The organism is Pseudoduganella sp. OTU4001 (genome assembly GCF_038440195.1).
Taxonomy (GTDB): domain Bacteria; phylum Pseudomonadota; class Gammaproteobacteria; order Burkholderiales; family Burkholderiaceae_D; genus Rugamonas.
Window position 1 is genome coordinate 37,978 of the sequence record NZ_JASATG010000030.1, and the last position, 23,709, is coordinate 61,686.

The 23,709-nt window shown below is 62.9% G+C and carries 23 protein-coding genes and 2 pseudogenes; 14 read left to right on the forward strand and 11 right to left on the reverse strand.

The window, feature by feature from the left end; translation table 11 throughout:
• Positions 1-2: 2 nt before the first annotated feature.
• Positions 3-995 (reverse strand): serine/threonine protein kinase, encoded by a 993-nt coding sequence (locus tag AAHE99_RS21375; RefSeq protein WP_342119400.1) that lies wholly within the window; start codon positions 993-995, stop codon positions 3-5.
• A gap of 97 nt (positions 996-1,092) precedes the next feature.
• On the opposite strand from AAHE99_RS21375, the gene AAHE99_RS21380 reads away from it, so the two are divergent.
• On the forward strand, positions 1,093-1,983 hold the full coding sequence (locus AAHE99_RS21380) for a YicC/YloC family endoribonuclease (RefSeq protein WP_342119379.1): 891 nt from the start codon (positions 1,093-1,095) through the stop codon (positions 1,981-1,983).
• A gap of 65 nt (positions 1,984-2,048) precedes the next feature.
• On the opposite strand, the gene AAHE99_RS21385 is transcribed toward AAHE99_RS21380, so the two are convergent.
• Positions 2,049-3,350, reverse strand: coding sequence for a M20/M25/M40 family metallo-hydrolase (locus tag AAHE99_RS21385; protein WP_342119380.1), 1,302 nt, complete (start codon positions 3,348-3,350; stop codon positions 2,049-2,051).
• Between the two features lie 49 nt (positions 3,351-3,399).
• Here AAHE99_RS21385 and AAHE99_RS21390 point away from each other — a divergent pair, with 49 nt between their 5' ends.
• Positions 3,400-4,143: a DUF72 domain-containing protein gene (locus tag AAHE99_RS21390; protein ID WP_342119381.1), complete on the forward strand. Its 744-nt coding sequence runs from the start codon at positions 3,400-3,402 to the stop codon at positions 4,141-4,143.
• A 19-nt stretch (positions 4,144-4,162) separates the two neighbouring features.
• Here the strand turns inward: AAHE99_RS21390 and AAHE99_RS21395 are convergent, their stop codons facing one another.
• Both AAHE99_RS21395 and AAHE99_RS21400 read right to left on the reverse strand, forming a co-directional pair.
• Positions 4,163-5,047: an alpha/beta hydrolase family protein gene (locus AAHE99_RS21395; protein ID WP_342119382.1), complete on the reverse strand. Its 885-nt coding sequence runs from the start codon at positions 5,045-5,047 to the stop codon at positions 4,163-4,165.
• Positions 5,044-5,628 carry a TetR/AcrR family transcriptional regulator gene (locus tag AAHE99_RS21400; RefSeq protein WP_342119383.1) on the reverse strand — a complete coding sequence of 195 codons (585 nt, stop codon included), beginning with the start codon at positions 5,626-5,628 and terminating at the stop codon, positions 5,044-5,046. The genes AAHE99_RS21395 and AAHE99_RS21400 overlap by 4 nt, the downstream gene beginning before the upstream one ends.
• A gap of 104 nt (positions 5,629-5,732) precedes the next feature.
• On the opposite strand from AAHE99_RS21400, the gene gmk reads away from it, so the two are divergent.
• Genes gmk through AAHE99_RS21415 form a run of 3 tightly spaced genes read left to right on the forward strand, consistent with a single transcriptional unit; the run spans position 5,733 to position 8,906 of the window.
• Positions 5,733-6,371 (forward strand): guanylate kinase, encoded by a 639-nt coding sequence (gene gmk / locus AAHE99_RS21405; protein WP_342119384.1) that lies wholly within the window; start codon positions 5,733-5,735, stop codon positions 6,369-6,371.
• 27 nt (positions 6,372-6,398) lie between these two features.
• Positions 6,399-6,602 (forward strand): DNA-directed RNA polymerase subunit omega, encoded by a 204-nt coding sequence (rpoZ, locus tag AAHE99_RS21410; RefSeq protein WP_005665923.1) that lies wholly within the window; start codon positions 6,399-6,401, stop codon positions 6,600-6,602.
• 24 nt (positions 6,603-6,626) lie between these two features.
• Positions 6,627-8,906 carry a RelA/SpoT family protein gene (locus tag AAHE99_RS21415; RefSeq protein WP_342119385.1) on the forward strand — a complete coding sequence of 760 codons (2,280 nt, stop codon included), beginning with the start codon at positions 6,627-6,629 and terminating at the stop codon, positions 8,904-8,906.
• Between the two features lie 50 nt (positions 8,907-8,956).
• On the opposite strand, the gene AAHE99_RS21420 is transcribed toward AAHE99_RS21415, so the two are convergent.
• From AAHE99_RS21420 to greB, 7 genes and pseudogenes are all read right to left on the reverse strand, one after another.
• Complete coding sequence (locus AAHE99_RS21420) at positions 8,957-9,124, reverse strand: hypothetical protein (RefSeq protein ID WP_342119386.1); 168 nt, start codon at positions 9,122-9,124, stop codon at positions 8,957-8,959.
• A 70-nt stretch (positions 9,125-9,194) separates the two neighbouring features.
• A pseudogene (locus tag AAHE99_RS26820) lies at positions 9,195-9,374 on the reverse strand (transposase); the annotation flags it as partial.
• A 104-nt stretch (positions 9,375-9,478) separates the two neighbouring features.
• Positions 9,479-10,702 carry an ABC transporter permease gene (locus AAHE99_RS21425; RefSeq protein WP_342119387.1) on the reverse strand — a complete coding sequence of 408 codons (1,224 nt, stop codon included), beginning with the start codon at positions 10,700-10,702 and terminating at the stop codon, positions 9,479-9,481.
• 4 nt (positions 10,703-10,706) lie between these two features.
• Positions 10,707-11,390 (reverse strand): ABC transporter ATP-binding protein, encoded by a 684-nt coding sequence (locus AAHE99_RS21430; RefSeq protein WP_342119388.1) that lies wholly within the window; start codon positions 11,388-11,390, stop codon positions 10,707-10,709.
• Positions 11,387-12,601, reverse strand: a complete 1,215-nt coding sequence (locus AAHE99_RS21435) for an efflux RND transporter periplasmic adaptor subunit (RefSeq protein WP_342119389.1) — start codon at positions 12,599-12,601, stop codon at positions 11,387-11,389. Before AAHE99_RS21435 ends, AAHE99_RS21430 begins: the two co-directional genes overlap by 4 nt.
• 10 nt (positions 12,602-12,611) lie before the next feature.
• Entirely contained in the window at positions 12,612-13,292 is a 681-nt protein-coding gene (locus AAHE99_RS21440; RefSeq protein WP_342119390.1) for a YIP1 family protein, read from the reverse strand.
• 72 nt (positions 13,293-13,364) lie between these two features.
• A complete protein-coding gene (gene greB / locus AAHE99_RS21445; RefSeq protein ID WP_342119391.1) occupies positions 13,365-13,928 on the reverse strand; it encodes a transcription elongation factor GreB in 564 nt (187 codons plus the stop codon).
• 18 nt (positions 13,929-13,946) lie between these two features.
• Here greB and AAHE99_RS21450 point away from each other — a divergent pair, with 18 nt between their 5' ends.
• From AAHE99_RS21450 to AAHE99_RS21490, 9 genes and pseudogenes are all read left to right on the forward strand, one after another.
• Positions 13,947-15,026: a sensor histidine kinase gene (locus tag AAHE99_RS21450; protein ID WP_342119392.1), complete on the forward strand. Its 1,080-nt coding sequence runs from the start codon at positions 13,947-13,949 to the stop codon at positions 15,024-15,026.
• On the forward strand, positions 15,019-15,666 hold the full coding sequence (locus tag AAHE99_RS21455; RefSeq protein WP_342119393.1) for a response regulator transcription factor: 648 nt from the start codon (positions 15,019-15,021) through the stop codon (positions 15,664-15,666). The genes AAHE99_RS21450 and AAHE99_RS21455 overlap by 8 nt, the downstream gene beginning before the upstream one ends.
• A gap of 117 nt (positions 15,667-15,783) precedes the next feature.
• A complete protein-coding gene (locus tag AAHE99_RS21460; protein ID WP_342119394.1) occupies positions 15,784-17,364 on the forward strand; it encodes a GGDEF domain-containing protein in 1,581 nt (526 codons plus the stop codon).
• A gap of 364 nt (positions 17,365-17,728) precedes the next feature.
• Entirely contained in the window at positions 17,729-19,216 is a 1,488-nt protein-coding gene (locus tag AAHE99_RS21465) for a flagellin N-terminal helical domain-containing protein (RefSeq protein WP_342119395.1), read from the forward strand.
• A gap of 74 nt (positions 19,217-19,290) precedes the next feature.
• Positions 19,291-19,665 (forward strand): flagellar protein FlaG, encoded by a 375-nt coding sequence (locus AAHE99_RS21470; RefSeq protein ID WP_342119396.1) that lies wholly within the window; start codon positions 19,291-19,293, stop codon positions 19,663-19,665.
• Positions 19,666-19,847: 182 nt separating this feature from the next.
• Positions 19,848-22,502 carry a flagellar filament capping protein FliD gene (gene fliD, locus AAHE99_RS21475; protein ID WP_342119397.1) on the forward strand — a complete coding sequence of 885 codons (2,655 nt, stop codon included), beginning with the start codon at positions 19,848-19,850 and terminating at the stop codon, positions 22,500-22,502.
• A 22-nt stretch (positions 22,503-22,524) separates the two neighbouring features.
• Positions 22,525-22,962: a flagellar export chaperone FliS gene (fliS, locus tag AAHE99_RS21480; protein WP_342119398.1), complete on the forward strand. Its 438-nt coding sequence runs from the start codon at positions 22,525-22,527 to the stop codon at positions 22,960-22,962.
• A gap of 12 nt (positions 22,963-22,974) precedes the next feature.
• Complete coding sequence (locus AAHE99_RS21485) at positions 22,975-23,301, forward strand: flagellar protein FliT (RefSeq protein WP_342119399.1); 327 nt, start codon at positions 22,975-22,977, stop codon at positions 23,299-23,301.
• Positions 23,302-23,315: 14 nt separating this feature from the next.
• Positions 23,316-23,709, forward strand: a pseudogene (locus AAHE99_RS21490) (flagellar hook-length control protein FliK); the annotation flags it as partial.

Below are 23,709 nucleotides of genomic sequence, written 5' to 3' on the forward strand. Positions count from 1 at the left end.
CCTTAATGTTGCGTGCCCGGCGCCGCATCCTTCTTGCGGCCGAATCCGAGCTTACCTGCCAGCTTGCCCAGCTTTTCCAGCGCCCCTGGCGGCGGTGGCGGCTCCGTGGGAGTCGGCGGCTGCTGCAACAGCTTTTGCAGTTCAAACAAGCTTTGCGGGCGCGCCAGCGGATCGATCTGCAGCGACCATCGTACCAGTTTCACCAGCTCCGGCGAATAGTGGCCATCCAGCTTCTGGAAGTGCGGTTCCATCTTGTCTTCCTTGCGGCGCTGATCGGCCGGCTGCGGCGGCTGGCCCAGCATGCAGGCGAACATCGAGGCGCCGATCGAATACACATCGGTCCACGGACCCAGCGCCTCGGTTTTGCTGTACAGCTCTGGCGGCGCGAAGCCGGGCGTGTACATCGGCATCAGCTTCGGGCTGTCCGAATTGACGGTCTGGCGCGCTGCGCCAAAGTCCAGCAACATGGGGGTGCCATCGGTGCGCAGGTAGATATTGGCCGGTTTCAGGTCCAGGTGCAGCAGCTTATTGGTATGCACTTCCCTCAAGCCTTTCAGCACCTGCGTGAAAATCTGGCGCACGAACGCCTCGCTGCAATTGCGGCCTTTTGAGCGCTGGCGCTGGATATGGTCCTGCAGCGAATGGCCCGATTCATACGCCATCACCATATACACGGTTTCATTGGCGCGGAAAAAATTCAACACTCTTACAACATTTGGGTGTGAAATTTTCGCAAGTGCACGGCCCTCTTCAAAAAAGCATTTCAGCCCGATTCTAAAGACCGGAAGGTTAGCTTTCGTTACCACAGGCACCATTTCGCCCTCTTGACGCAATGCAAGAGTGCTTGGTAAATATTCTTTAATTGCAACCGCATTGCCTTCTGCGTCGTAGGCAAGGTACACAATACTGAACCCGCCTGACGCAATTTTCTTTACAATGCGGTATCCAGCAATTTCCAGACCATCCGGTAATGGAGCGTTGTTCTGAGCTGCCATAAGTTTCCTCGCTTCAACTAAACCGGATTGTGTGGGACAAAGCAATATATTGTAAAGACAAAGACAAAATCGGGGATATCCTTTGAGCATTTCCAGCATGACTGGCTACGCAGTGGCCACCAGCGAAAGCGCTGCGGGCACACTGACAATTGAAATCAAGAGCGTCAATTCGCGCTTCCTTGACCTGCAGTTCCGCATTAACGACGATCTGCGCGCCCTCGAACCCGATTTACGATCCGCCATTATGGGCGCCATTACCCGTGGCAAGGTAGAACTGCGCCTCAGTTTTGGCCGCAAAGCCGCCGCCGCTGGCACCCAAAAGCTGAATGAAGCCCTGCTGAACGAGCTGGTACGCCTGCAGGGCGAGGTCAGCCAGCACTTCTCGGGCGCCGCCCAGATGAGTGTTGCCGAACTACTGCGCTGGCCTGGCGTGGTGGAAGAAGCCCAGATCGGCCAGGAATCGCTGCAGGCCGACGTTTCCGCCCTGATGACCAAGACCCTGGCCGCCTTCGTCCAAAGCCGCCAGCGCGAAGGCGCGGCACTGGAAGCGATGCTGATTTCCCGCATCGAGTCGATGGAAGGGATTGTGAAGCGCATCACCCCGCTGATCCCGCAAGTAGTTGCACAATTCCAACAAAAAGCCGTGGAGCGCATGCAGGAAGCGCTGGGTCTGGCCTGCCAGGGTTCCAACACGGCCATGTCGCGCCAGGACGCGATGGAGCGCATCCGCCAGGAAGTGATCCTGTACGGCATCCGTATCGACGTCGCTGAAGAACTCGGCCGCCTGTCGGCCCACCTCGGCGAAACCCGCCACATCCTGAAAAAAGGCGGCCAGGTCGGCAAGCGCCTGGACTTCATGATGCAGGAACTGAACCGCGAAGCGAACACCCTCGGCGCCAAAGCCTCCGTCAAGGAACTGGCCGACGCCTCGATGGAACTGAAGCTGCTGATCGAGCAGATGCGCGAGCAGGTCCAGAACCTCGAATAAAATTCATATAAGAAAAACAGGGACGTAACGCATTATTTAAATAATGTGTTACGTCCCTGTTTTTTTTAGCGCGTCAGGCGGTAAAGCAGGATGGCGGTGCGGATGGCGCCTTGCTCGATCGATTTGACGTCGAGGTCTTCGCCCGGGGCGTGGGCGGCTTTGCCGGTGGCGCCCAGGCCGTCCAGGCTGTCCACATAGGGGGCGGCGAACTGGACGTCGCCGGCGCCGCGCAGGCCGGGCGGCAAGGCGGCGATCGGGCCCAGCCCGGCGTCGGCGCTGGCTTTGGAATACAGCTCCAGCACCTTCAGGTTGCCTTCGGTCGGCGCCATCGGCGGATAGCTGTCCTGGAAGCTGATGGTGGCGCTGGTGCCGGGCAGGCTTTGCGCGACAATGGCACGCATCTTGGCGCGCACTTGCTCGCCCTGCTCCGGCGTCAGGAAGCGCAGGTCGCCCATCACCTTGGTGGTATTGGCAATCACATTGGTCTTGCCGAAGGCGCCGCCCTTGGCCGACATGTCGTCGTACGAAACCTCCGTGCCGCCCAGGATCACGCCCGGGTTGTAGGTCAGGTTTGGCTCGGGCAGTTGCTGGCGGAAGGCATCCAGGATACGCGCCGCTTCGTACACCGCGCCGTAGCCTGCGCTGGCGTTGAAGATGCCGGATGAGTGGCCTTGTTTGCCCTTCACCTCCAGCTGCCAGGAAGTCGAGGAGCGGCGGCCTATGGTGCCGGTGGCCTTGCCCTGTTCGTCCAGCACAGTGCCTTCGAAGGCCAGCGCGACGTCGCTGCGTTTGGCCATGTCCACCATATCGCGGCGCGAGATTTCTTTCGGATTGCCGGCGTTTTCCTCGTCGCCAGTGAAGATCACGCCGATATTGGTGTTCTCCAGCGCGCCCACCGCGTGCAGTGCGCGCAGCGCTTCGATGATGATCACGTCGCCGCCCTTCATGTCGTTGACGCCCTGGCCGCGTGCGCGGTCGCCCTGGCGCTCCCACTTCTGCACCGGGCTGTCGGCTTCGAACACAGTGTCGAGGTGGCCGATCATCATGACGCGCTTGCCCTGCTTGCCGTCGCGCGTAGCGACCAGGTGGCCGGCGCGCTGCATTTCCTTCGGCATGTCGATCCACTGGGTCTTGAAACCCAGCTTGTCGAATTCGGCGCGGAACAACTTGCCCACTTCGCGTACGCCCGCGTGGTTCATGGTGCCGCTGTTGATGTTGACCGATTTTTCCAGCAGCTCCAGCGCCTTGCCGGAGTTGGCTTTGACGATGGCGACAATGCGCTCTTCTTCGGGCGTCAGCGATTGGGCGGCGGCGCCGCCCATCAATCCAGCGGCGAGCAGCGAAACGAACAAGCGGGTCAAACGCATTTCTGGCATCCTCCATAAAGTGTGAGCGCAACTTTACTACGGATCCGCAATGAATATTCGCGTTGGCATCGGCGGCTGGGACTTTCCTCCCTGGCGCGAAACTTTCTATCCTCCCGAGGTGCCGCTCAAGCGCGCATTGGAATACGCCAGCAGCGTGCTGACCAGCATTGAGATCAACGGCACCTTCTACCGCAACGCCAAGCCGGAGCACTTCGCCGGCTGGGCCGAGCGCACGCCGGACGATTTCGTGTTTGCGGTGAAGGCGTCGCGCTACGCCACCAACCGCAAGGTGCTGGGCGAGGCGGGAGAGTCGATCGAGCGTTTCATGGAGAGCGGGCTGACGGAGCTGGGCGACAAGCTGGGCCCGATCCTGTGGCAATTGGCCGCCACCAAGCGCTTCGATCCGGACGATATGGAGGCTTTCTTCAAACTGCTGCCGCCAAAACTGGGCAAACGCAAGCTGCAGCATGTGCTCGATGCGCGGCACGAAAGCTTCATGTGCCCCGAATACGTGAAATTGGCGCGCAAGTACAAGGTCGCCACGGTGCTGACGGATTCGCCGAAATTCCCGAACTTCACCGAGCTGACCGGCGGCTTCGTCTACGCGCGCCTGATGGATGCGCGCAGCGAAGTGGCGACAGGCTACACACGGCCGGCACTGAAGAAGTGGGCCGCGCAGGCGCAGGAGTGGTCTGGCGGTGGGAAGCGCGATGTCTTCGTCTATTTCATCAACGGCGCCAAGGAGCGGGCGCCGGCGGCAGCGCAGCAACTGCTGCGCGAACTGGCCCGCTGACGGGACGGCCCGGCGGGGCTTACCGCCCCAGGCCGTCGAACCAGTCCAGCGCGCGCACCCACAGCGGCTGCGCATGCTGGCGGAAGTAGCCCATATGCCCCAGTTTTCCCAGGCCGGCGGCTGCAGGATCGATGTCCACGCCATGCCACGGCGCATTGCGGTAGCCCGACATCAGGGCGTCGCGCGACAGCGGCGGCGCCCACAGGTCGTCGGTCGCATTCACCGCCAGGATAGGCGTGCGCACGGTGGCAAAGCCTTCTGCAATCTCCGGCACTTTCGGATCGTCGAGGAAGTAGCGCGGGAAGCTGCACCAGCGCTTCCACTGGTGATACACGCCAAGCGGCAAATCCTCGCCCATGCCAAGCTTGCTCCAGGCCAGCCTGCCCTTCCAGCGCGTGACGATCGGGCCGACGATATGCCACATGGCCAGCACGCGCAGGCGCTCCAGGCGCGGCATCCAGCCATGCCAGCCGGCGCCGACGCCAAACAGGTAGACACCGGCAATTTTCGAGTGGTTCGGCAGCAGGCCCAGTGCATGGCCACCGTAGGAGTGCCCCACCATGTACAGCGGCGTGCTGTCTTTCGGCGCGAAGTATTCGATGACGGAATTCAGGTCGAGATGCGCCCAGTCGAGGAAGCTGGCCTCGAAGCCGCGCAGCGATTTCGGCGCCGATCCGCCCACGCCGCGGTAGTCGAAGGTCAGCACGGTATAGCCCTGCTCCGCCGCGAATTCGGCAAAGCGGCGGTAGAAGCCCTGCGGCACGCCGGTCGCACCGGCTACCAGCAGGCGCGCCTTTTCCGGCCCACGGGCGCGATAGCACATGGCCGCCAGCGGATAGCCGTCGGCAGCACGCAGCTCCAGTTTTTCCGCCAGCAGCAAGGCGGCGGGTGGCAAGTTGCTCATGTTTTCTTCTCCACTTTCAGCATTGGCATCAGGGCGTCCATGGTCTGTACCATTGGCGCGGTGTCGCCCGCCACGCGGGCTTGCAGCAGGCCGCCTTCGTAGGCAGCCAGGATCAGGGCGGCGATGCCCTCGGCACGGTGACGCTCATGGCCTGCCTGCACCAGCGCGTCGGCCATGCGGCCGCGCAGGCTCGCAAAGCCGATGCGCAGCGCGCCCCGGATCTCGACATCGTCGGCGGTCGATTCCAGCGCCACCGCCGCCAGCGGGCAGCCCAGCTCAAACTCGCTGTCGTCCAGCCCGCGCAGCGCACGCAGGATCCAGGCCTGCAGCGCAGCCACCACGTCCGGCTCGCGCTCCATATACACATCCAGCTTGTGCACCAGGAAGCTGAAGGTCGCCTCAATGGCGGCCACCGCCAGCTGGTCCTTCCCGCCGGGGAAATGGTGGTACATCACGCCCTTCGGCGCCTTGGCCGTGGCCAGGATCTCGCTCAGGCCGGCGCCGTGCAGGCCGCGGTGTTGCAGCGTGGTAATCATGGCGTTGATCAGGCGTTCGCGTGTGGTGAGGGTGTGCGCAGTCATACAATTCACTCTATAGACCGGTCGGTCTATTGTCAAGCGCTGCAAAAACACTTGCTTTGGTAAAATACCTCTTTGGGCGACGCCCTAGCTTTCGAGACTTGCAAATGAGCCAACATTTTTCCGGCAGCCTGTTTATGGTCGCTGCCCCATCCGGCGCCGGTAAATCGACCCTGGTGAATGCCCTGCTGGCCCAGGAACCTGCGATCAAACTGTCGATTTCGACCACCACCCGCCAGCCGCGCCCGGGCGAGCAGCACGGCCGCGAGTACTTCTTCACCACCGCTGAAGACTTCAAGAAGCGCGCCGAACAGGGCGAATTCCTGGAGTGGGCCGAAGTGCACGGCAATTACTACGGCACTTCGCGCATCTTCGTGGAAGAACAGATGAAAGCCGGCACCGACATCCTGCTGGAGATCGACTGGCAGGGCGCGCGCCAGGTCAAGAAGCAATTCCCGCAAGCGGCCGGCATTTTCATCCTGCCGCCCTCCTTCGCGGCGCTGGAAGAACGCCTGCACAAGCGCGGCCAGGACGAGATCCACGTGATCAACCGCCGCCTGCTGGCGGCGGGCGGGGAAATCGCCCACGCGCCCGAGTTCGAGTATGTTATTATCAACGAAGAGTTCCCGGTCGCCTTGTCGGAGCTGAGCGCGATCGTCCGATCGGCACGTTGCCGGTTCGCGCAACAAGCCGCCCGCAATGCCAAGTTGATGTCCGAGCTGGGCATCCACGCCGACGCAGAATAATCACCGTATATATCCAGGAGTTTTAGCATGGCCCGTATTACTATTGAAGATTGCCTGAAGAATGTTCCGAACCGCTTCCAGCTGACCCTGGCAGCTACCTACCGCGCGCGTCAGCTGCTGCAAGGTCACACCCCTAAGGTCGAAGCCAAGGACAAGCCAACCGTGGTGGCACTGCGTGAAATCGCAGCAGGCAAAGTAGGCCTGGAAATGCTGAAAAAGGTCCCTATGTAAGCTGGGAACCTTACTGTTCCCGATATGAACCTGACTTCCGCCGATACCAACATCAGCGAACAGCCCGCACGGCGGGCACGGCGCCCGGCTAAGCAACAGCCGGGCGTTGACGTTTCTGCAGCTGCAATTTCCACTTCCCCGCTGGCCGCGCCGACCGTGACCACGGGCGTCGCCACCATCACCCATCTCACCGAAAAACTGGCCGAGTACATGAACGAGGCCGACCTGAAAAAGGTCAAGGAAGCCTATCGCTTCTCGGACGAGATGCACCTGGGCCAGGTGCGCAAGTCGGGCGAGCCGTATATCTCGCACCCGATCGCCGTGGCCGAGATCTGCACCGAGTGGAAGCTGGACGCGCAAGCCATCATGGCCGCGCTGCTGCACGACGTGATGGAAGACCAGGACGTCAAAAAGGATGAGCTGATCGAACGCTTCGGCGCCCAGGTGGCGCACCTGGTCGACGGCCTGTCCAAGCTGGAAAAAATCGAGTTCCAGAGCCAGATCGAAGCGCAGGCGGAAAACTTCCGCAAGATGCTGCTGGCCATGGCCTCGGACGTGCGCGTGATCCTGATCAAGCTGGCCGACCGCCTGCACAATATGCGCACGCTGGAAGTGATGGCGCCGGCCAAGAAGGCCCGCATCGCGCGCGAGACGATGGAAGTCTACGTGCCCATCGCACACCGCCTTGGCCTGAACAATATCTACCGCGAACTGCAGGACCTGTCGTTCTCGCACCTCTACCCGACCCGCTACAACGTGCTGTCCAAGGCCGTGAAAGCGGCGCGCGGCAACCGGCGCGAGGTGGTGACCAAGATCCTGGATGCGGTGAACCACACCTTATCGTCGGCCGGCATCCACGCCGAAGTCTACGGCCGCGAAAAGACCCTGTACGGCATCTACAAGAAGATGCGCGCCAAGCGCCTGTCGTTCTCGCAGGTGCTCGACGTGTACGGCTTCCGCGTGGTGGTGGACAGCTTCCCGAATTGCTACGTCGCGCTGGGCACCCTGCACTCGCTGTACAAGCCGATGCCGGGCAAGTTCAAGGACTACATCGCGATCCGTAAGCTGAACGGCTACCAGTCGCTGCACACCACCCTGATCGGCCCATACGGCACCCCGGTGGAGTTCCAGATCCGCACCCAGGAAATGCACCGCACCGCCGAATCGGGCGTGGCCGCGCACTGGCTGTACAAGAACGGCGAAGCGAATATGTCGGACCTGCAGCAGCGTACCCACGCCTGGCTGCAATCGCTGCTCGACATCCAGCAGCAGACCGGCGATTCGGCCGAATTCCTGGAACACGTCAAGGTCGACCTGTTCCCGGATTCGGTCTATGTGTTCACGCCGAAGTCCAAGATCATCGCCCTGCCGCGCGGCGCCACCCCGATCGATTTCGCCTACGCCATCCACACCGGCATCGGCGACCACACGGTCTCGGTCAATATCAACGGCGACGCGGCCCAGCTGCGCACGGAGCTGCGCAACGGCGATATCGTGGAAATCGTCACCGACCCGAATTCGCGCCCAAGCCCGACCTGGCTGTCGTTTGTCCGCACCGGCAAGGCGCGCTCCGCGATCCGCCACCACCTGCGCACCATCAACCTGCCGGAGTCGATCAGCCTGGGCAAGCAGCTGCTGGACCAGGCGCTGAAGTCGATCAGCGTATCGGCCGAACTGACCGCGCCGATGATGGAACGCCTGCTGAACGAATCGTCCGCCAAGTCGGAAGAAGAATTGTATGCCGATATCGGCATCGGCAAGCGCATGGCCGCGCTGGTCGCGCGCCACATCTTCGGCCTGCTGGGCGGCGAAGCACCAAGCGCCCCGGTGCAGCACACCAGCCCGAAAGAGCTGGATCCGGTCACGATTTACGGCAGCGAAGGCGTGTCGGTGCAGCTTGCCCCTTGCTGCCTGCCGATCCCGGGCGACCATATCGTCGGCCAGCTGCGCCGCGACCAGGGCTTGCAGGTACACACCGGCGACTGCGCCGTCGCCAAGCGCCTGAAGCAGAAAGAGCCCGAGCGCTGGATCGCCGTGAAATGGGGCACCGAGATCAATCGCCGCTTCGACAGCCGGATCCGCCTGATCATCAACAATGAGAAGGGTATCCTGGCGCGTGTAGCCGCCGAAATCGGCGAAAGCGACGGCAACATCACCTTCGTCGGCATGGACGAGGATAGAGAACACGTCCTGCACCAGCTAAGATTTACCATCCAGGTAAAAGACCGCGTCCACCTGGCAGCCCTGATCCGCAACGTCCGAAAAGTAGCCGGCGTCAACCGCGTCACCCGCGAGCGCGCGTAGAAACGTTTGGGTCTGACGGGACGGCCTACCGGCTTGGGTCAGACCCGGGTTTACCGGGTTTCACGTAAAGCAAAGTCATTCTGCACCGCAAACCGAATTTTCCGCAGATCCTTTTCAGAAACCGGCAAATCAAACAGCGCCCGATAAGCAGTTTGCCGCGCCGCCGCCTCCCGACCCAGCGCCAGGTAAACGGGATGAGGCGTCAGCAAGGAGTCCACCCGGCCCTCCGCGTTCGCCCGATGGCTGGACCACTTGTACGCCGCGGGCAACTCCACCATGGATGTGGATATGGTTGGTCATTAGCACGTAGGCGTGCAGGTCGCAGCCGTACTTGCGGCTATACGTAGCCATCAGCTCAAGGTAGCGCAGGCGCTCTTGGTCATCGTGAAAACAGATGCGGCGGTTGTCGCCACGTTGGACTATGTGGAGGCAGCTGCCAGGCGGATAGTTGCGGAGGGGGCGGACCATTTTGCGCTCCTTTAAACCGGTAAACCAGGGTCCGACCCGAAGGGTCGGACCCGCCTGTTCAAAGGATAGCGGTGCTGTTTTCGCGCACTTTGTGCGTGCTCAAACTATTCGTAGCGGAGGGCTTCGATGGGGTCCAGTTTGGCGGCTTTGGCGGCGGGGAGGACGCCAAAAACCACGCCTACGGCGGCGGAGAACATGACCGACAATGCCACCGCCCACCAGGGCACGTAAGCCCCAGGGAAGTCGGGGATCACGCTGGCGATGGCATGGCCCATGCCGTAGCCTAGCAGCACACCTATTGCGCCGCCCAGCATCGACAAGGTCACGGCTTCGATCAGGAACTGCATCAGGATGTCGCGGCTGCGGGCGCCGATCGCTTTGCAGATGCCGATCTCGCGCGTGCGTTCGCTGACCGATACCAGCATGATGTTCATGATCCCGATCCCGCCCACCAGCAGCGCAATCCCGACCACGCCGCCCATTACCAGCGTCACCGTGGTGGTGACCGTCTCGAAGCTCTTGAGGAACTGGTCCGAGGACTCGATCTCGAAGTCGTCGCCCTGGTCCGCGCGCAGGCGGTGCGACTGGCGCATCACGGTGGCGATGCGGGCCTTGATCTCTTCGGTCTTGGCGATGTCGCTGATCGCCACCGTGATCGACATGCTTGGTTTGCGCGCCGCGCCGATCATGCTCTGGCCGGTGCGGAACGGCACCAGCACCTGGTCGTCCTGCGACATGCCAAGGATCTCGCCCTTCTTCTCCATCACGCCGACGATCTTGAACCATTCGCCATTGAACTGGATGAATTCACCGAGCGGATTTTCCGGCAGGCGCAGCATCTCGATCAGCTTCTCGCCGATCACGCATACGCGCCGCGCGCCGGCATTGTCCGATTCGCTGATGAAGCGTCCCAGGCGCGGGTAGGCGCCGTTGACTTCCATGTACGCCGACGTCGCCGCCAGGTACTGGCGGCTGGTGGCGCGCTGGTTGCCGTAGCGGATTTCGCCCGGCGGCAGCATGAACACCGGACTCAGTTCACGGATGCCTTCCACCCGCCCGCGCAACTGCTCCACATCTTCGAACTGCAGGTAGTTGACCTTCCCGCGCATCACGTCCTTGAAATCGTTCTTGGCGTGGATCGACAAGGCATTGCCGCCCAGGCCTTCGAACTGGCGCGTGATCGATTGCGACAAGCCCTGGATCAGCGAAATCACGGTAATCACCGAGGCCACGCCGATGATGATGCCGAGCGAGGTCAGGAAGCTGCGCATGCGGTGCGCGCGGATCGCTGCCATGGCCGAACGCAGCGCTTCGATAAAGATATACATCGCCTTAACCTCCGCTCACCAACTGGTCCGACAGCACGCGGCCATCCTGCAGCCGCACGATGCGCTGGCATTGGCCGGCGATATCCGGCTCGTGCGTCACCATCACCACCGTCTGGCCGTTCTGGTGCACGTCCTTGATCAGCGCCATGATCTCGCGCGTGGTGGCCGAATCGAGGTTGCCGGTCGGTTCGTCGGCCAGCAGGATCGACGGCTTGCCCACCAGCGCGCGCGCAATCGCCACGCGCTGCCGCTGGCCGCCGGACAATTCGTTCGGCCGGTGGTGCGTACGCGAGCCCAGTCCCACATGCTCCAGCGCCTCGCGCGCCATGCGCTTGCGCTCGGCCGGCGGGATGCCGCGGTAGATCAGCGGCTGCGCCACGTTGTCCAGCGCCGTATGGCGCGGCAGCAGGTGGAAGCTCTGGAAGATGAAGCCGATTTCCTCGTTGCGCACCTGGGCCAGGTCGTCGCTGGCCATGGTCGCCACATCCTTCCCGTTCAGGAAGTAGGTACCGGCGCTGGGCCGGTCCAGGCAGCCGACAATATTCATCATGGTCGACTTGCCGGAACCGGAGGCGCCGATAAAGGCCACCAGCTCATTGCGCTCGATATGCAGGTCGACGCCCTGCAAGGCGTGCACGGTCTGGTCGCCCATCTGGTAGTGCTTGGTGATGCCCTTCAGCGTGATCACGGCTTGCTTCCGGCGGCGACCTTGAGCGGCTTTTCTTCCGCGGTCTTTGGTTTGACCAGGGCGCCTTCGCGCAGCTCGCGCAAGGTGCGCGCCGGGCCCACGGCCACCGTCTCGCCCAGCGCCAGGCCCTTGATGATCTCCTGGTTGCTGTCGTCGGAAATGCCCAGCTCAACGGTGCGCTTCTTCGCCACGCCGTCGACAATCGCGTACACGTAATTGGTGCGCTTGCCCTTGCCTTCCGAAGTTTCGGTCAGCTGCACGGCCTGCAGCGGCACCACCGGACGCGGTGCGCCGTCGCCGGTCACGATCTCGGCCCGGCAGGTCATGCCGGCGCGAAGCGCCAGCTGGTGCTCGGCCAGCTTGACCTTGACCACATAGCTGCGGCCCTGGTTGGCCTGGCCCAGGCCCTGCGCCTTGGGCGCCAGCGACACCGATTCCACGCTGCCGGTCAGCGGACGCTCCGGATAGGCGGACGGGAAAATCTTCGCGGTCAGGCCCGGCACCACCTTGGCGATATCGCCTTCATCCACATTCACTTCCGCGATCATCGAACCCAGGTCGGCGATGGTCATCAGGCTAGAACCGGCGATGCTGGTGGCGCTGGCCACTGCCGTCTCGCCGGCCTTGATCGGCACGGCGGTGGCGGTGCCGGAAATCGGCGCCTTCACTTCGGTCTTGGCCAGGCGTTCCTGCGCCAGCGACAGCATGGCGGTCGCCTGCTGGCGGCTTTCGCGCGCGCTGCGCAGGGCCACTACCGCCAGGTCCACCGCCAGCTTGGCTTCATCCAGGCGCGAGACATCGATGAAATTGTCGGCCGCCAGCTGGCGCGCGCGTTCCAGCTTGCGCTGCTGGTTGTCCAGGTCGATCTGGGCGCGCTCGACGCTGACGGCGGTGTTGCGCACCGCCGCTTCCTGCTGCGCCACGTCGGCCTTGTAGGTGCTCGGATCGAGGCGCAGCACAACCTGCCCCTTCTCGATCTTGTCGCCTTCCTTGACCAGCACTTCGGACACCTTGCCGATCACTTCCGGCGACAGCTGCACCTCCTGGCGGAATACCAGGTTGCCCGACGCCAGCACGGCTGGACGGATCGCCTTGTTCTCCACCTTGGCCAGCTCGGCCTCGACCTTGTTGGGCGACTTGGTGAATTTGACGGCGACAGGTACGCCAATCAGGGCCGCCACCACGGCCGCTGCAATGAGTTTGCGTTTCATGGTGTCCGCCTCAGTTCTTGATCAGGATCCAGGCAGCCCAGCAGCCGTAGATCGCCACGTAAGGCAGCGCCGCAATGACGGCGCAGGTGGTGGTGCTCTTGCCGGTCCAGGTGCGCAGGCCGATGGTGGCCAGGGCAATGACCCAGACATCGGTCAATTTCATGGCGCTGGCAAGGCTGAACCATGCCGTATGCGGGGCCGCGTGCACCAGCAGGAAGTTCAGCGACAGCATGTCGGCGTTCTCAAACGCCAGCTGGCCTTTGCTGGTGATGATTTGCAGGGCCATCAGCGGCACGCCGATCAGCGCCGGCAGCGAAGCCCAGGCCGCCAGCGAGAAACCGGACTTGAAGCTCAGGTCCATGCTGGCCAGCTTGCCGGCCAGCCAGTAATACAGGCCATACAAGCTGAAGATCACCAGCGTACCAATCACGGTGCCGCCGACACCCATGCCCAGCATGACGTTACGCGACATCATCTTGCTGGCTGCTTCACGCTGCTCGGCCGTCATTTCAGGCGGAAAGCCGTTACTGGCCATCCAGTCCATGTCCAGGGTCTGGAAGTACCAGACCAGCATGCCGATGGAGGCAGTCCACAGCAACAGCAGGGGCAGCCAGCCCCGCGGCTTTTCTTTCAGGGCCGCGAAGGCGGCGGAAGGGTCATAGAAGACTTGCGTCAGTTGAGCGAATGCCATGTGCGCACCTTGCCAAAAAAGTAATTGAAAGTTGATTATAACAACTTGGCAACGTTGCGCAAAAACATCTTTTTAGGCGGTGGGCGCGGGGTAGCTGACCTCCAGGATATCGAGTTCCTCCGCGCCATTCGGCGTGTGCAGCAGCACGGTATCGCCCTCGCGCGCCTTGGTCAGGGTGCGGGCTACCGGACTGATCCAGCTGACCTTGCCCTTCAACGGATCGAACTCGTCAATGCCGACAATGGTGATGGTCTGTTCTTCGCCGTCACGCTTGGCGTAGGTCACAGTGGCGCCGAAGAAGATCTGGTCGTTGCCGTGGTGGATGCTGGGGTCCACCACTTCCGCCAGGTCCATGCGCTTGGTCAGGAAACGGATGCGGCGATCGATCTCGCGCAGGCGGCGCTTGCCGTAGATATAGTCGCCGTTCTCGGAACGGTCGCCGTTGGAGGCGGCCCAGTGCACCACTTTCACCACTTCCGGGCGCTCGACGTCGATCAGCTGCAGCAGCTCATCCTTGATGCGCTGGTAGCCGGCCGGCGTGATGTAATTCTTGGAGCCGGCGGGGATCGGCGGCGCGCCTGGCGGCAGGTCGTCGTCATCGTCGGCATCGCTCTCTTTTACGAATGCTTTGTTCATGCCGTATTATGGCACGCTATGAACCAAGCCCCGACCAGCCTGGTGTCCCATACACCGGCCCTCGTCTACCAGTTCCAGCTCGCGCCCGGCGGCGCGGTCGCCTTTCCCTACCTCAGCGAGGGCTGCCTGGCCCTGCTCGGCCTGCCCGGTCCGGAATTGCAGGCCGCGCCAACCCGCTTTGAACAGCTGATCCTGCCGGAAGACCGCCCCTCCTACCTGGAATCGATGCGCGCTTCCGCCGGTTCGCTGTGGAGCTGGAACTGGGAGGGCCGCATCTGGGTCGAAGCCTGGAAAGACGTCAAATGGATCAACCTGCGCGCCACCCCGCGCCAGCTGCCCGATGGCGCCGTGCAATGGGACGGCATCATGTCCAATATCACGGAGAGCAAGCAGGAGCAGCAGGAAGTGCGCGCCAGCCGCGCCCGCCTGGCGGAACTGACTGCCCACATCGAAAAGGTCAAGGAACAGGAACGCGAACGCATCGCGCGCGAAATCCACGACGACCTGGGCGGCAACCTGACCGCCATCAAGATGGCGCTGGCCATGCTGGCGGCGCGCCTGCCGGAAGACGATCCGGTGCTGCAGCAAAAAGCCGCCTACGTCGACGCGCTGGTCGACCGCACCATCGACGCCGTGCACCGCCTGACCCTGGACCTGCGCCCTTCGGTGCTCGACTTCGGCCTGCTGCCGGCGCTGGAATGGCAGGTCAAGGAATTCGAAACCCAGGCCGGCATCGCCTGCACCCTGCAGGCCAGCATGAAGGAACTGGAGCTGGACCAGGAGCAGGCCACGGCCCTGTTCCGCATCGCGCAGGAAGCGCTGACCAATATCGCCAAGCATGCGCAAGCGAGCGCGGCGGCCATCAAGCTGACCCGCAGCCGCGGCGTGCTGACCCTGAAGGTGATCGACAACGGGCGCGGCATCCGCGCCGCCGACCGCAGCAAACCCGACTCGTTCGGCCTGCGCGGCATGGCCGAACGCGCGCGCGCGCTGGGCGGCACGTTGAACCTGGGCCACGCCGCCGGCGGCGGCACCGAGGTGGCGATCAAAATCCGGCTCCCGGCGCACGCGCCAGACGTTACAATTGGCCATGAGTGAAAAAGCTGTCATCAAAGTCTTCATTGCCGACGACCACGCCATCGTGCGCGAAGGCCTGAAACAAATCCTGGCCGAGACCAGGGACATCATCGTCGCCGGGGAAGCCGAAAACGGCCTCGACGCCATCAAGCTGTTCCGCAAGTCCGGCTGCCACGTCATGCTGCTCGACATCACCCTGCCCGACCGCAACGGCATCGAGGTGCTGAAACAGGTCAAGAAGGACAAGCCCGAGCTGGCCGTGCTGATGCTGTCCATGCACCGCGAAGACCAGTACGCCATCCGCTCGCTGAAAGCCGGTGCCGCCGGCTACCTCACCAAGCAAAGCGCACCGAAAGAGTTAGTAAATGCAATCCGCCAGGTCGCGGCGGGGTTAAAATACGTGAGTCCGGCACTGGCCCAGGAACTGGCCAACCATGTCGGCGAGGACCACCAGGCGGCACCGCACGAAACGCTGTCGGACCGGGAATACCAGACCCTGACCATGATTGCCTCCGGCAAAACGGTGGGCACCATCGCCAAGGAACTGTCGCTCTCGGTCAAGACCGTCAGTGAATACCGGGCCCGCCTGCTGGCCAAGATGAACCTGAAGAACAGCGCCGAACTCACGCACTACGCCATCAAGAACCAGCTGATCGATTAGTTCAGGAATAATGCTATGAAGTAAGCATATTTCCTCCCGTTTATCTCCGCTTCGGACAACTGGACGGTGGCATAAGATGCTGACAATCGGTAAACCTTTGTAAAGGCTGTACGTCAGATGTCTAGCAAACCCACCAATCCAGCCGCGGCGGACATGAATCCGGCTGATATCGCACGCGAGGCATTCCGCCGCCTCGCCGTACGACGAGTGGCCCCTACGCCCGACGCGTATCGCGACATCTACAATGAAATTGCCGGCATCATCACGCCGGCACCACCGGCCCCGGCCGTCCAGGAAAGCCCGGCCGAAACCATGCTGGCCCAATTCGCCGCGCGCCTGACCGACCAGCCGGGCGACCTGGCCGATTTTGGCCGCCGCTTCAACCGCGCGGTCAAGGCGCGCGACTGGGAACTGTATTCGCGCACCCTGGCCGCGCTGGCCGAACGTCCGCTGGTCAAGGTGGGCGCCGGCGGCCTGGTGGCCGAAGAAAACAATGAGCAGGCGCGCCAGCTGCGCGAACTGCTGAGCCGCACCCTGACCTTTGCCGTCGCTTCCCTGCTGAGCGGTGCGCCGGCCCTGGTGGCCGAGGCCGAGTCGCTCGGCGCCGCCACCAAGGAAGCCCACACCGAAGCCGCCCTGGCCGAAATCGGCACCCGCCTGAAACAGCTGTGCTACCAGATCGAACTGCGCAGCGGCGATACCGCCGAACAGCAGGAACTCCTGCTGCGCCTGTTCCGCCTGCTGCTGGAAAACGTCAGCGAACTGCTGGACGACGATTCCTGGCTGCGCGGCCAGATCGACGCCGTGCAGGACCTGATCGCCGGCCCGCTCGACCAGCGTGCGCTGGAAGAAGCCACCCGCAGCCTGAAAGACGTCATCTATAAACAGAGCCAGCTCAAGCACTCGATCACCGACGTCAAGGCCACCGTCAAGAATATGATGATGACCTTCATCGACCGCCTCGGCGCGGTGGCGACTTCGACCGGCGATTTCCACGAAAAGATTGGCGGCTATTCCGACAAGATCCGCGCAGCGCGCGATATCGGCGAACTGAACCAGATCCTCGACGAAGTGTTGAAGGAAACCCGCCTGGTGCAGAGCGAGGCCCTGAAAGCGCGCGACAATATGATGGTGGCGCGCCAGGAAGTGCAGGACGCCGAAGCGAAAATCCACGCGCTGGAAGCCAAGCTGCAGCACCTGAGCGAACTGGTGCGCGAAGACCAGCTGACCGGCTCGCTCAACCGCCGCGGCCTGGACGATGTGTTCGAGCGCGAAACCGCCCGTTCCGACCGCCGCGGCACCCCGCTGTGCATCGCGGTGCTGGACCTGGACGATTTCAAGAAGCTCAACGACACCCTGGGCCATATCGCCGGCGACAATGCGCTCAAGCACCTGGTCAAGGTGGTCAAGGAAACCCTGCGCTCGATGGACGTGATCGCCCGCTTCGGCGGCGAGGAATTCCTGATCCTGCTGCCGGAAACCACCATCGAAGCGGCCACCGCCACCATGACCCGCCTGCAGCGCGAACTGACCCGCCACTTCTTCATGCACGAAAACGAGAAAGTGCTGATCACCTTCTCGGCCGGCGTGGCCCTGCGCCGCCCGAACGAAAACCAGACCGACCTGGTCAAGCGCGCCGACGGCGCCATGTACAAGGCCAAGAAGTCCGGCAAGAACCGGGTCGAAGTTGCCGAGTAAGCAACATCGCCCCACCCAGCCCGCCCTTTGGCGGGCTTTTTGTTGAGGAAAAGTCGGGGTCATGTCTGACATTCGGACAATTTCGCACGCGAAATTGTCCGAATGTCAGACATGACCCCGACTTTTTTCGCATGAAAAATATTTTTTTAAGGCCTAAAGTTCAGTAAAAGGCCGCCGTCTTAGCGTGCGTCGCAGGAGCAACTTGAGGGGCATGAGAGGGCGATTTACCTGCTAAATCACCCTAAAGGTTCCCATAGGGCAACCGTTACCCAATTCAACAGCGGCTTGATCGTCACGGAACAGCGTGGCGGGCCAAAGTGAATGAGCAAATTGCCCAACCTAGCAGTACAAATGGAGAAATACCATGGCTTCCGTAATTAACACCAACATCGCTTCCCTGAACTCGCAGCGCAACCTGACCACCTCCCAGGGCAGCCTGTCCACTTCCCTGCAACGTCTGTCTTCCGGTCTGCGTATTAACAGCGCGAAAGACGATGCGGCAGGCCTGGCGATTTCCGACCGTATGTCGTCGCAGATCCGTGGCATGACCCAGGCGATGCGTAACGCCAACGACGGCGTGTCGCTGTCGCAGACCGCTGAAGGCGCCCTGTCGTCCTCCGGCGAAATCCTGCAGCGTATCCGCGAACTGGCAGTGCAGTCCTCCAACGCCACCAACTCCGCTTCGGACCGTCAGGCTCTGCAGACTGAAGTTGGCCAGCTGGCATCTGAACTGAACCGTATCGCCCAGACCACCACCTTCAACGGCCAGGCTCTGCTGGACGGCACCATGGGTACCGCGACCTTCCAGGTCGGTGCCGATGCCAACCAGACCATCCAGGCCACCGGTGCGAACTTCCTGACCAACACCTACGGCAACAACCGTATCGCCAACGATGCAGTGCAAGTGACCGGCGCCAGCCTGGCGGCCGTCGGCACGGTGGACGTCAACGGCGTGCGCGGCAGTGTCACCGTCGATACCGCCGTGGGTGACACGGCCAAGTCGGTCGCTGCCAAGGTGAACAACGAAACTGCGGAAACCGGTGTCACCGCGACCGCGGAAACCAACGTCAACCTGAGCCTGACGGGCGGCGAATCGTATGAGTTCACCCTGGTGGGCGATAACACCGCCGCCGGCAACGAAGCGACCATTACCTTCTCCGTAGGCGCGGGCGCCGACGAAGCAGCGGATTACGCGTCGGCCATCAACGCCATCAACGCCCAGTCCTCCAAGACCGGTGTCACCGCCCAGTACGACGCGACCAACGGCGGGCTGAAGCTGAGCCACGCCAGCGGTGCCGATATTGTGATCGCGGACACCGCCGCCGTCGCCAATACCGACTTCGACGTCGACAACTACGCCGCCGATGGTACCCTGGTGAGCGCGGGCGCTGGTGGTGCAGCCTTCAGCGCCATCGGTGGCACCGCGGTGGCGCATGGCCGCGTGACCTTCGACTCGGAAAGCTCGTTCTCGATCACCGACACCGGCTCCGGCTTCTCGCTGGACAACGCAGGCGCCGCCGGCACCTCGACCCTGAACGCGGTGGCCGACCTGGACGTGACTGACTTCGCAGGTTCCCAGCTGGCGATCAAGATCGCTGACGCAGCCCTGGCTTCGGTCAACAACCAGCGTGCAGCCTTCGGTGCTCTGCAGTCGCGCTTCTCGTCGACCATCTCGAACCTGAGCGCAACGACCGAGAACCTGTCGGCATCGCGTTCCCGTATCGTGGATACCGACTTCGCGGCAGAAACTGCAAGCCTGACCCGTGCGCAGATCCTGCAACAAGCTGGTACCGCCATGCTGGCCCAGGCCAACTCGCTGCCTAACGGCGTGCTGAGCCTGCTGCGCGGTTAATCGCCGGATAGCGTGTAAAAAGCGATTCCCCGCTCCGGTCACCCGGACCGGGGAATTTCCCGTAGGAGGTCTATATGACTATCGATTCGATATCTGCTTCTGCACCACGGCCCGACCGTGGCAGCGTGGGTGCGGAACCAGCCGCCGCCCCGGTGGCTGGGCGCAGCCCTGCCGCTGCGGTGGAAACCGTCGATGCGGTCAAGGCCAAGGAGGCTGCGCCTTCCAAGAAGGATGTGGAAGAAGCGGTCGCCAAGCTGAACAAGACGGTGCAGGACCGGGCCCAAGCGCTCGAGTTCTCCATCGACAATGACAGCAACCGCACTATCGTCAAGGTGATCGACCAGAGCACCAAGGAAGTCCTGCGTCAGATCCCGACGCCGGAAGCTTTGCAGATTGCCAAGTCAATCGACGCCCGCAGTGGTGGCCTCCTGGTCGACCAGGAAGCCTGAACACGCCAGCGGAGTACCAGGCCCGGCATGCCACGCGGCATCCCGGGCTTTTTTGCGCTATGCTGGTACCAGCGGCGCGGCAAGAGTGCTTGTCAGCGGAACAAGCCCGGAAATCCCCCTCTCAAGTCACGTTTGATTTTGCCGATAAGCACTTATAGTGACGCTTTCTATGGAGTATTTCTGTGGCTATTTCTTCCCCCACCCTGACGTCGCCTGGCATTGGTTCTGGCTTGAATGTCAATGACATCGTGGCGAAGCTGATGGCTGCCGAAGCGGCTCCATTGCAAGCCTACGAACGCAAGGCCGCCTCCTACCAGGCCAAAGTCAGCGCCCTCGGTTCCCTGAGCGGCGCCATCGGCGTGTTCCAGAGCGCGCTCGGTTCGCTGACCAAGGCCGACGCTTTCCGCGCCCTGAGCGCGGTGGCGGGCGATGACAAGGTCCTGACCGCGACGGCCGGCGCCAAAGCCACGCCGGGCAACTACAACATCAATGTCACCCAGCTGGCCCAGGCGCAAACGCTGACCAGCTCGGGCCTGGCCAGCAAAAACACCGCCATCGGTCTTGGCACCAAGACCACCATGTATTTCGAGTTCGGCACCGCCACCAATGTCGGCTTCGGCGTGGACGGCAGCGGCATCACCAGCGCCATGCACACCAACGGCCTGGCCGACGGTTCGCTGACCATCAACGGCACCGCCATCAGCACCACGGCCGACACCAAGAGCGCCGCCGCGCTGGCCACGGCCATCAACGCCAAGACCGCCACCACCGGCGTCAGCGCCAGCACCATGAATATCTTCAGCACCTTCGGCGATGTCGCCACCGGTGCCGATGGGACGTATTCGCTGACCGTGGGCGGGGTCGAGATCGCCTCCCAGGGCAATAGCGTTGCCGTGGGCAGCGGCGTGAGCGCCGCCGACATCGACACCAACCTGGCCGGCCCGGGCGCCATCCGCGACGCGCTGGACGCCGCCGGCATCACCTTCACCGGCAGCGCTGCCGCCGGCACGCTGGAATTCCGCAGCGCAGGCGGCGGCAGCATCGCCGTGGAAGAAGTGGTGGCCGGTACCGTCAGCGGCGGCATTGCCACCGCAGCCGGCAGCGCCAACGACGGTTCGAGCTACACCTCGACCACCAGCCTGCGCCTGACGTCGGCCGACGGCAGCGCCATCACCATTGGCGGCACCAACCCGGCAGCGGCCGGCCTGACTGCCGGCACCGGCGGCAGCAACCTGGCCGGCAGCTTCAAATACAATTCCTCGCCGCTCAAAGGCGTGGTGATCGACGGCACCAACAACACGCTGGAAGGCATCCGCGACGCCATCAACAAGGCGGCGATCGGCGTCAACGCCAGCATCATCAACGACGGCAGCGGCACGCCCTACCGCCTGGTGCTGAACAACACCGCCACCGGCGAAAAGACGTCGATGAAGATCCGCCTGGAAGGCGATGCCGGCAACCCGCCCGATACCGCGCTGAACGACCTGCTGGCCTACGATCCGGCCGGCACTACCCGCAACCTGAAGCAGACTGCGGCGGCGCAAGACACCAAGGCCAGCGTCAACGGCATCACCATCAGCAGCGCCACCAACTCGATCAGCGAAGCCATCCAGGGCGTGACGCTGAACGTGACCAAGCTCGGCAGCAGCTCCCTCAACATCAGCAAGGACACCGGTTCGCTGAAAACCAACCTGACCAACTTCGTCAAGGCCTACAACGACCTCGACAAGGCGATCAAGGACATGACCGGCTATGACCCGGAAACCAAGAAGGCCGGCATCCTGCAGGGCGACTTCACCGCCCAGACCGTGCAGTCGAGTTTGCGCAAGATGCTGGGCGCGCCGATTACCGGCCTCAGCGGGTCGCTGGCCAACCTGGGCCAAGTCGGCATCAGCTTTGACAAGACCGGCCAGCTGAGCCTCGACAGCGGCAAGCTGCAGAAAGCCATCGACAACAATTTCAGCGATATCGCCTCGCTGTTTGCCGCGGTCGGCAGCGCCAGCGACAGCAGCATCAGCTTCGTCAGCTCAACCAACGCCACCAAGCCGGGCACCTACAACATCAACGTGACCCAGATCGCGGCGCAGGGCTCCATCACCTCCGATGCGGCGGTGGCAGCCACCACCATTGCCGACGGCACCAAGTGGAAAATCTCGCTGAACGACGGCACGCCGCCGGTGGCCAAGAACACGGTGGAAGTGGAAATCCCGGCCGGCAGCTATACGCCTGAGCAACTGGCCAAGCAGCTGCAAGCGGCCATCAACGGCAATTCCGGCTTCGCTTCCAACGGCAACAGCGTGGAAGCCACCATCGATAGCAATGGCAAGCTGGTGCTGGCATCCAGCAAATACGGTTCGGTCTCGAATATCAAGCTGGTCGACGTCAGCGGCACCACGGTCGGCAGCATCTTCGGCACCGGCACCACGGTGGCCGGCAAGGACGTGGCGGGCACCATCAACGGTTTGCCGGCGACCGGCAGCGGCCAGACCCTGAGCGGCCTGGGCGGCTCGGCGGTGGAAGGCTTGAAGATCGAGGTGACCGGTGGCAGCACGGGCGACCGCGGCAACATCTCTTTCTCGCAGGGCTATGCCTACCAGCTCAACAACCTGGCTACCAGCTTCCTGGGCAGCAAGGGTTTGATCGGTACCCGCACTGAAGGTTTAAACAAGAACATCAAAGATATCACCAAGCAGAAAGACGCCTTCAATACCAAGCTGGAAGGCGTTGAAGCCCGCTACCGCGCCCAGTTCACGCGCCTGGACACGGTGCTGGCACAGATGCAGTCAACACAAGCGTATTTGACCCAGCAGTTGGCCTCCCTCGCGGCCAATGCTTGATCACGAGTACAGAGGAGAGATTATGTTTGGAAACAACTCACGCGGCGTGAATGCGTATGCCAAGGTCGGCCTGGAGACCGGCGTCAGCGCAGCTTCGCCCCACAAGCTCATCGTGATGCTCTACGACGGCGCACTGGCGGCCATCGCGACCGCATCCGTGCAAATGGGCGCCGGCAACATCCAGGAAAAAGGCAAGGCCATTTCCAAGGCCATCCAGATCATCGACAACGGCCTGCGTGCCAGCCTGGACAAGGAAGTCGGCGGCGAAATCGCGGCCAACCTCGACGCGCTGTACGAATACATGAGCAGCCGCCTGCTGCACGCCAACATCAATAACGACCAGCAAGCGCTGGAAGAAGTCCGTGGCCTGCTGGCCGACCTGCGCGATACCTGGAACCAGATCGGCGGCAACGCCGGTGCTGCCAACAAAACCCAGCCTGCGGCCTTCGCCAGCATGTAACCGAGGATCACAATGACGAACGTGGAAGTTTTGACCGCCTACTCCGCCATGGCAGCTTTGACCCACAAGATGGTGGACGCAGCAACGGCGGCCGATTGGGACGGACTGGAAACGCTGGAAGCGCAGGTGGCGGCGCACGTCGCGCTCCTGCGCGACAACGAAGCTGCGGTCACGCTGGACGCCGGCGAGCGCCAGCAGAAGCTGGGCCTGATCAAGCAGATGCTGGACGACGACCGCCGCATCCGCGACCTGACCATGCCATGGTTGGCGCAGCTGTCCAAACTGATCAACAACACCGGCACTGAACGGCGCCTGGCCGCCGCCTACGGCGCCGTCTGAGCGGGGCGGCTGGCATGCTGCCCCCGCGCCTGGATGTCCGGGGCGTTGGCCCCACCACCGCGGCGAGCGCCGCGCAACCGGTGGCCGCCCCGCGGCAGGAAGCCTTCCAGCGCGCCCTCTCGCAAATGGTCGGGCAAACGCTGCCCGCCCAAGTCCTCAGCAAATTTTCCGATGGCAGCTACCTGGTGCGCGTGGCCGACACCAATGCGCGCATGCTGCTGCCGCCCGGCGTCAATACCGGCGATGAACTGCCGCTGACCGTCGTTGCCGCCCAGCCGCGCCCTACCCTGCAGGTGGGCGCCGGCAACCCGCAGGCCGGCCAGATGGCCACCTTCGTCGCCGGCGACCAGATCCCCGACATGCCGGCCGACGGCGGCCGCCTGCCCGCCCAGGAAGCGGCCATCATCA

What these genes read in the sequence shown, in the direction of transcription:
- AAHE99_RS21390 (WP_342119381.1), top strand. Translation starts at nt 3,400, where the DNA reads ATGAATATTCGCGTTGGCATCGGCGGCTGGGACTTTCCTCCCTGGCGC.
- AAHE99_RS21455 (WP_342119393.1), top strand. Translation starts at nt 15,019, where the DNA reads ATGAGTGAAAAAGCTGTCATCAAAGTCTTCATTGCCGACGACCACGCC.
- AAHE99_RS21375 (WP_342119400.1), bottom strand. Translation starts at nt 995, where the DNA reads ATGGCAGCTCAGAACAACGCTCCATTACCGGATGGTCTGGAAATTGCT.
- AAHE99_RS21470 (WP_342119396.1), top strand. Translation starts at nt 19,291, where the DNA reads ATGACTATCGATTCGATATCTGCTTCTGCACCACGGCCCGACCGTGGC.
- AAHE99_RS21425 (WP_342119387.1), bottom strand. Translation starts at nt 10,702, where the DNA reads ATGTATATCTTTATCGAAGCGCTGCGTTCGGCCATGGCAGCGATCCGC.
- AAHE99_RS21460 (WP_342119394.1), top strand. Translation starts at nt 15,784, where the DNA reads ATGTCTAGCAAACCCACCAATCCAGCCGCGGCGGACATGAATCCGGCT.
- AAHE99_RS21415 (WP_342119385.1), top strand. Translation starts at nt 6,627, where the DNA reads ATGAACCTGACTTCCGCCGATACCAACATCAGCGAACAGCCCGCACGG.
- AAHE99_RS21395 (WP_342119382.1), bottom strand. Translation starts at nt 5,047, where the DNA reads ATGAGCAACTTGCCACCCGCCGCCTTGCTGCTGGCGGAAAAACTGGAG.
- AAHE99_RS21485 (WP_342119399.1), top strand. Translation starts at nt 22,975, where the DNA reads ATGACGAACGTGGAAGTTTTGACCGCCTACTCCGCCATGGCAGCTTTG.
- AAHE99_RS21450 (WP_342119392.1), top strand. Translation starts at nt 13,947, where the DNA reads ATGAACCAAGCCCCGACCAGCCTGGTGTCCCATACACCGGCCCTCGTC.
- fliS (WP_342119398.1), top strand. Translation starts at nt 22,525, where the DNA reads ATGTTTGGAAACAACTCACGCGGCGTGAATGCGTATGCCAAGGTCGGC.
- greB (WP_342119391.1), bottom strand. Translation starts at nt 13,928, where the DNA reads ATGAACAAAGCATTCGTAAAAGAGAGCGATGCCGACGATGACGACGAC.
- AAHE99_RS21465 (WP_342119395.1), top strand. Translation starts at nt 17,729, where the DNA reads ATGGCTTCCGTAATTAACACCAACATCGCTTCCCTGAACTCGCAGCGC.
- AAHE99_RS21440 (WP_342119390.1), bottom strand. Translation starts at nt 13,292, where the DNA reads ATGGCATTCGCTCAACTGACGCAAGTCTTCTATGACCCTTCCGCCGCC.
- AAHE99_RS21400 (WP_342119383.1), bottom strand. Translation starts at nt 5,628, where the DNA reads ATGACTGCGCACACCCTCACCACACGCGAACGCCTGATCAACGCCATG.
- AAHE99_RS21380 (WP_342119379.1), top strand. Translation starts at nt 1,093, where the DNA reads ATGACTGGCTACGCAGTGGCCACCAGCGAAAGCGCTGCGGGCACACTG.
- gmk (WP_342119384.1), top strand. Translation starts at nt 5,733, where the DNA reads ATGAGCCAACATTTTTCCGGCAGCCTGTTTATGGTCGCTGCCCCATCC.
- AAHE99_RS21435 (WP_342119389.1), bottom strand. Translation starts at nt 12,601, where the DNA reads ATGAAACGCAAACTCATTGCAGCGGCCGTGGTGGCGGCCCTGATTGGC.
- rpoZ (WP_005665923.1), top strand. Translation starts at nt 6,399, where the DNA reads ATGGCCCGTATTACTATTGAAGATTGCCTGAAGAATGTTCCGAACCGC.
- AAHE99_RS21385 (WP_342119380.1), bottom strand. Translation starts at nt 3,350, where the DNA reads ATGCGTTTGACCCGCTTGTTCGTTTCGCTGCTCGCCGCTGGATTGATG.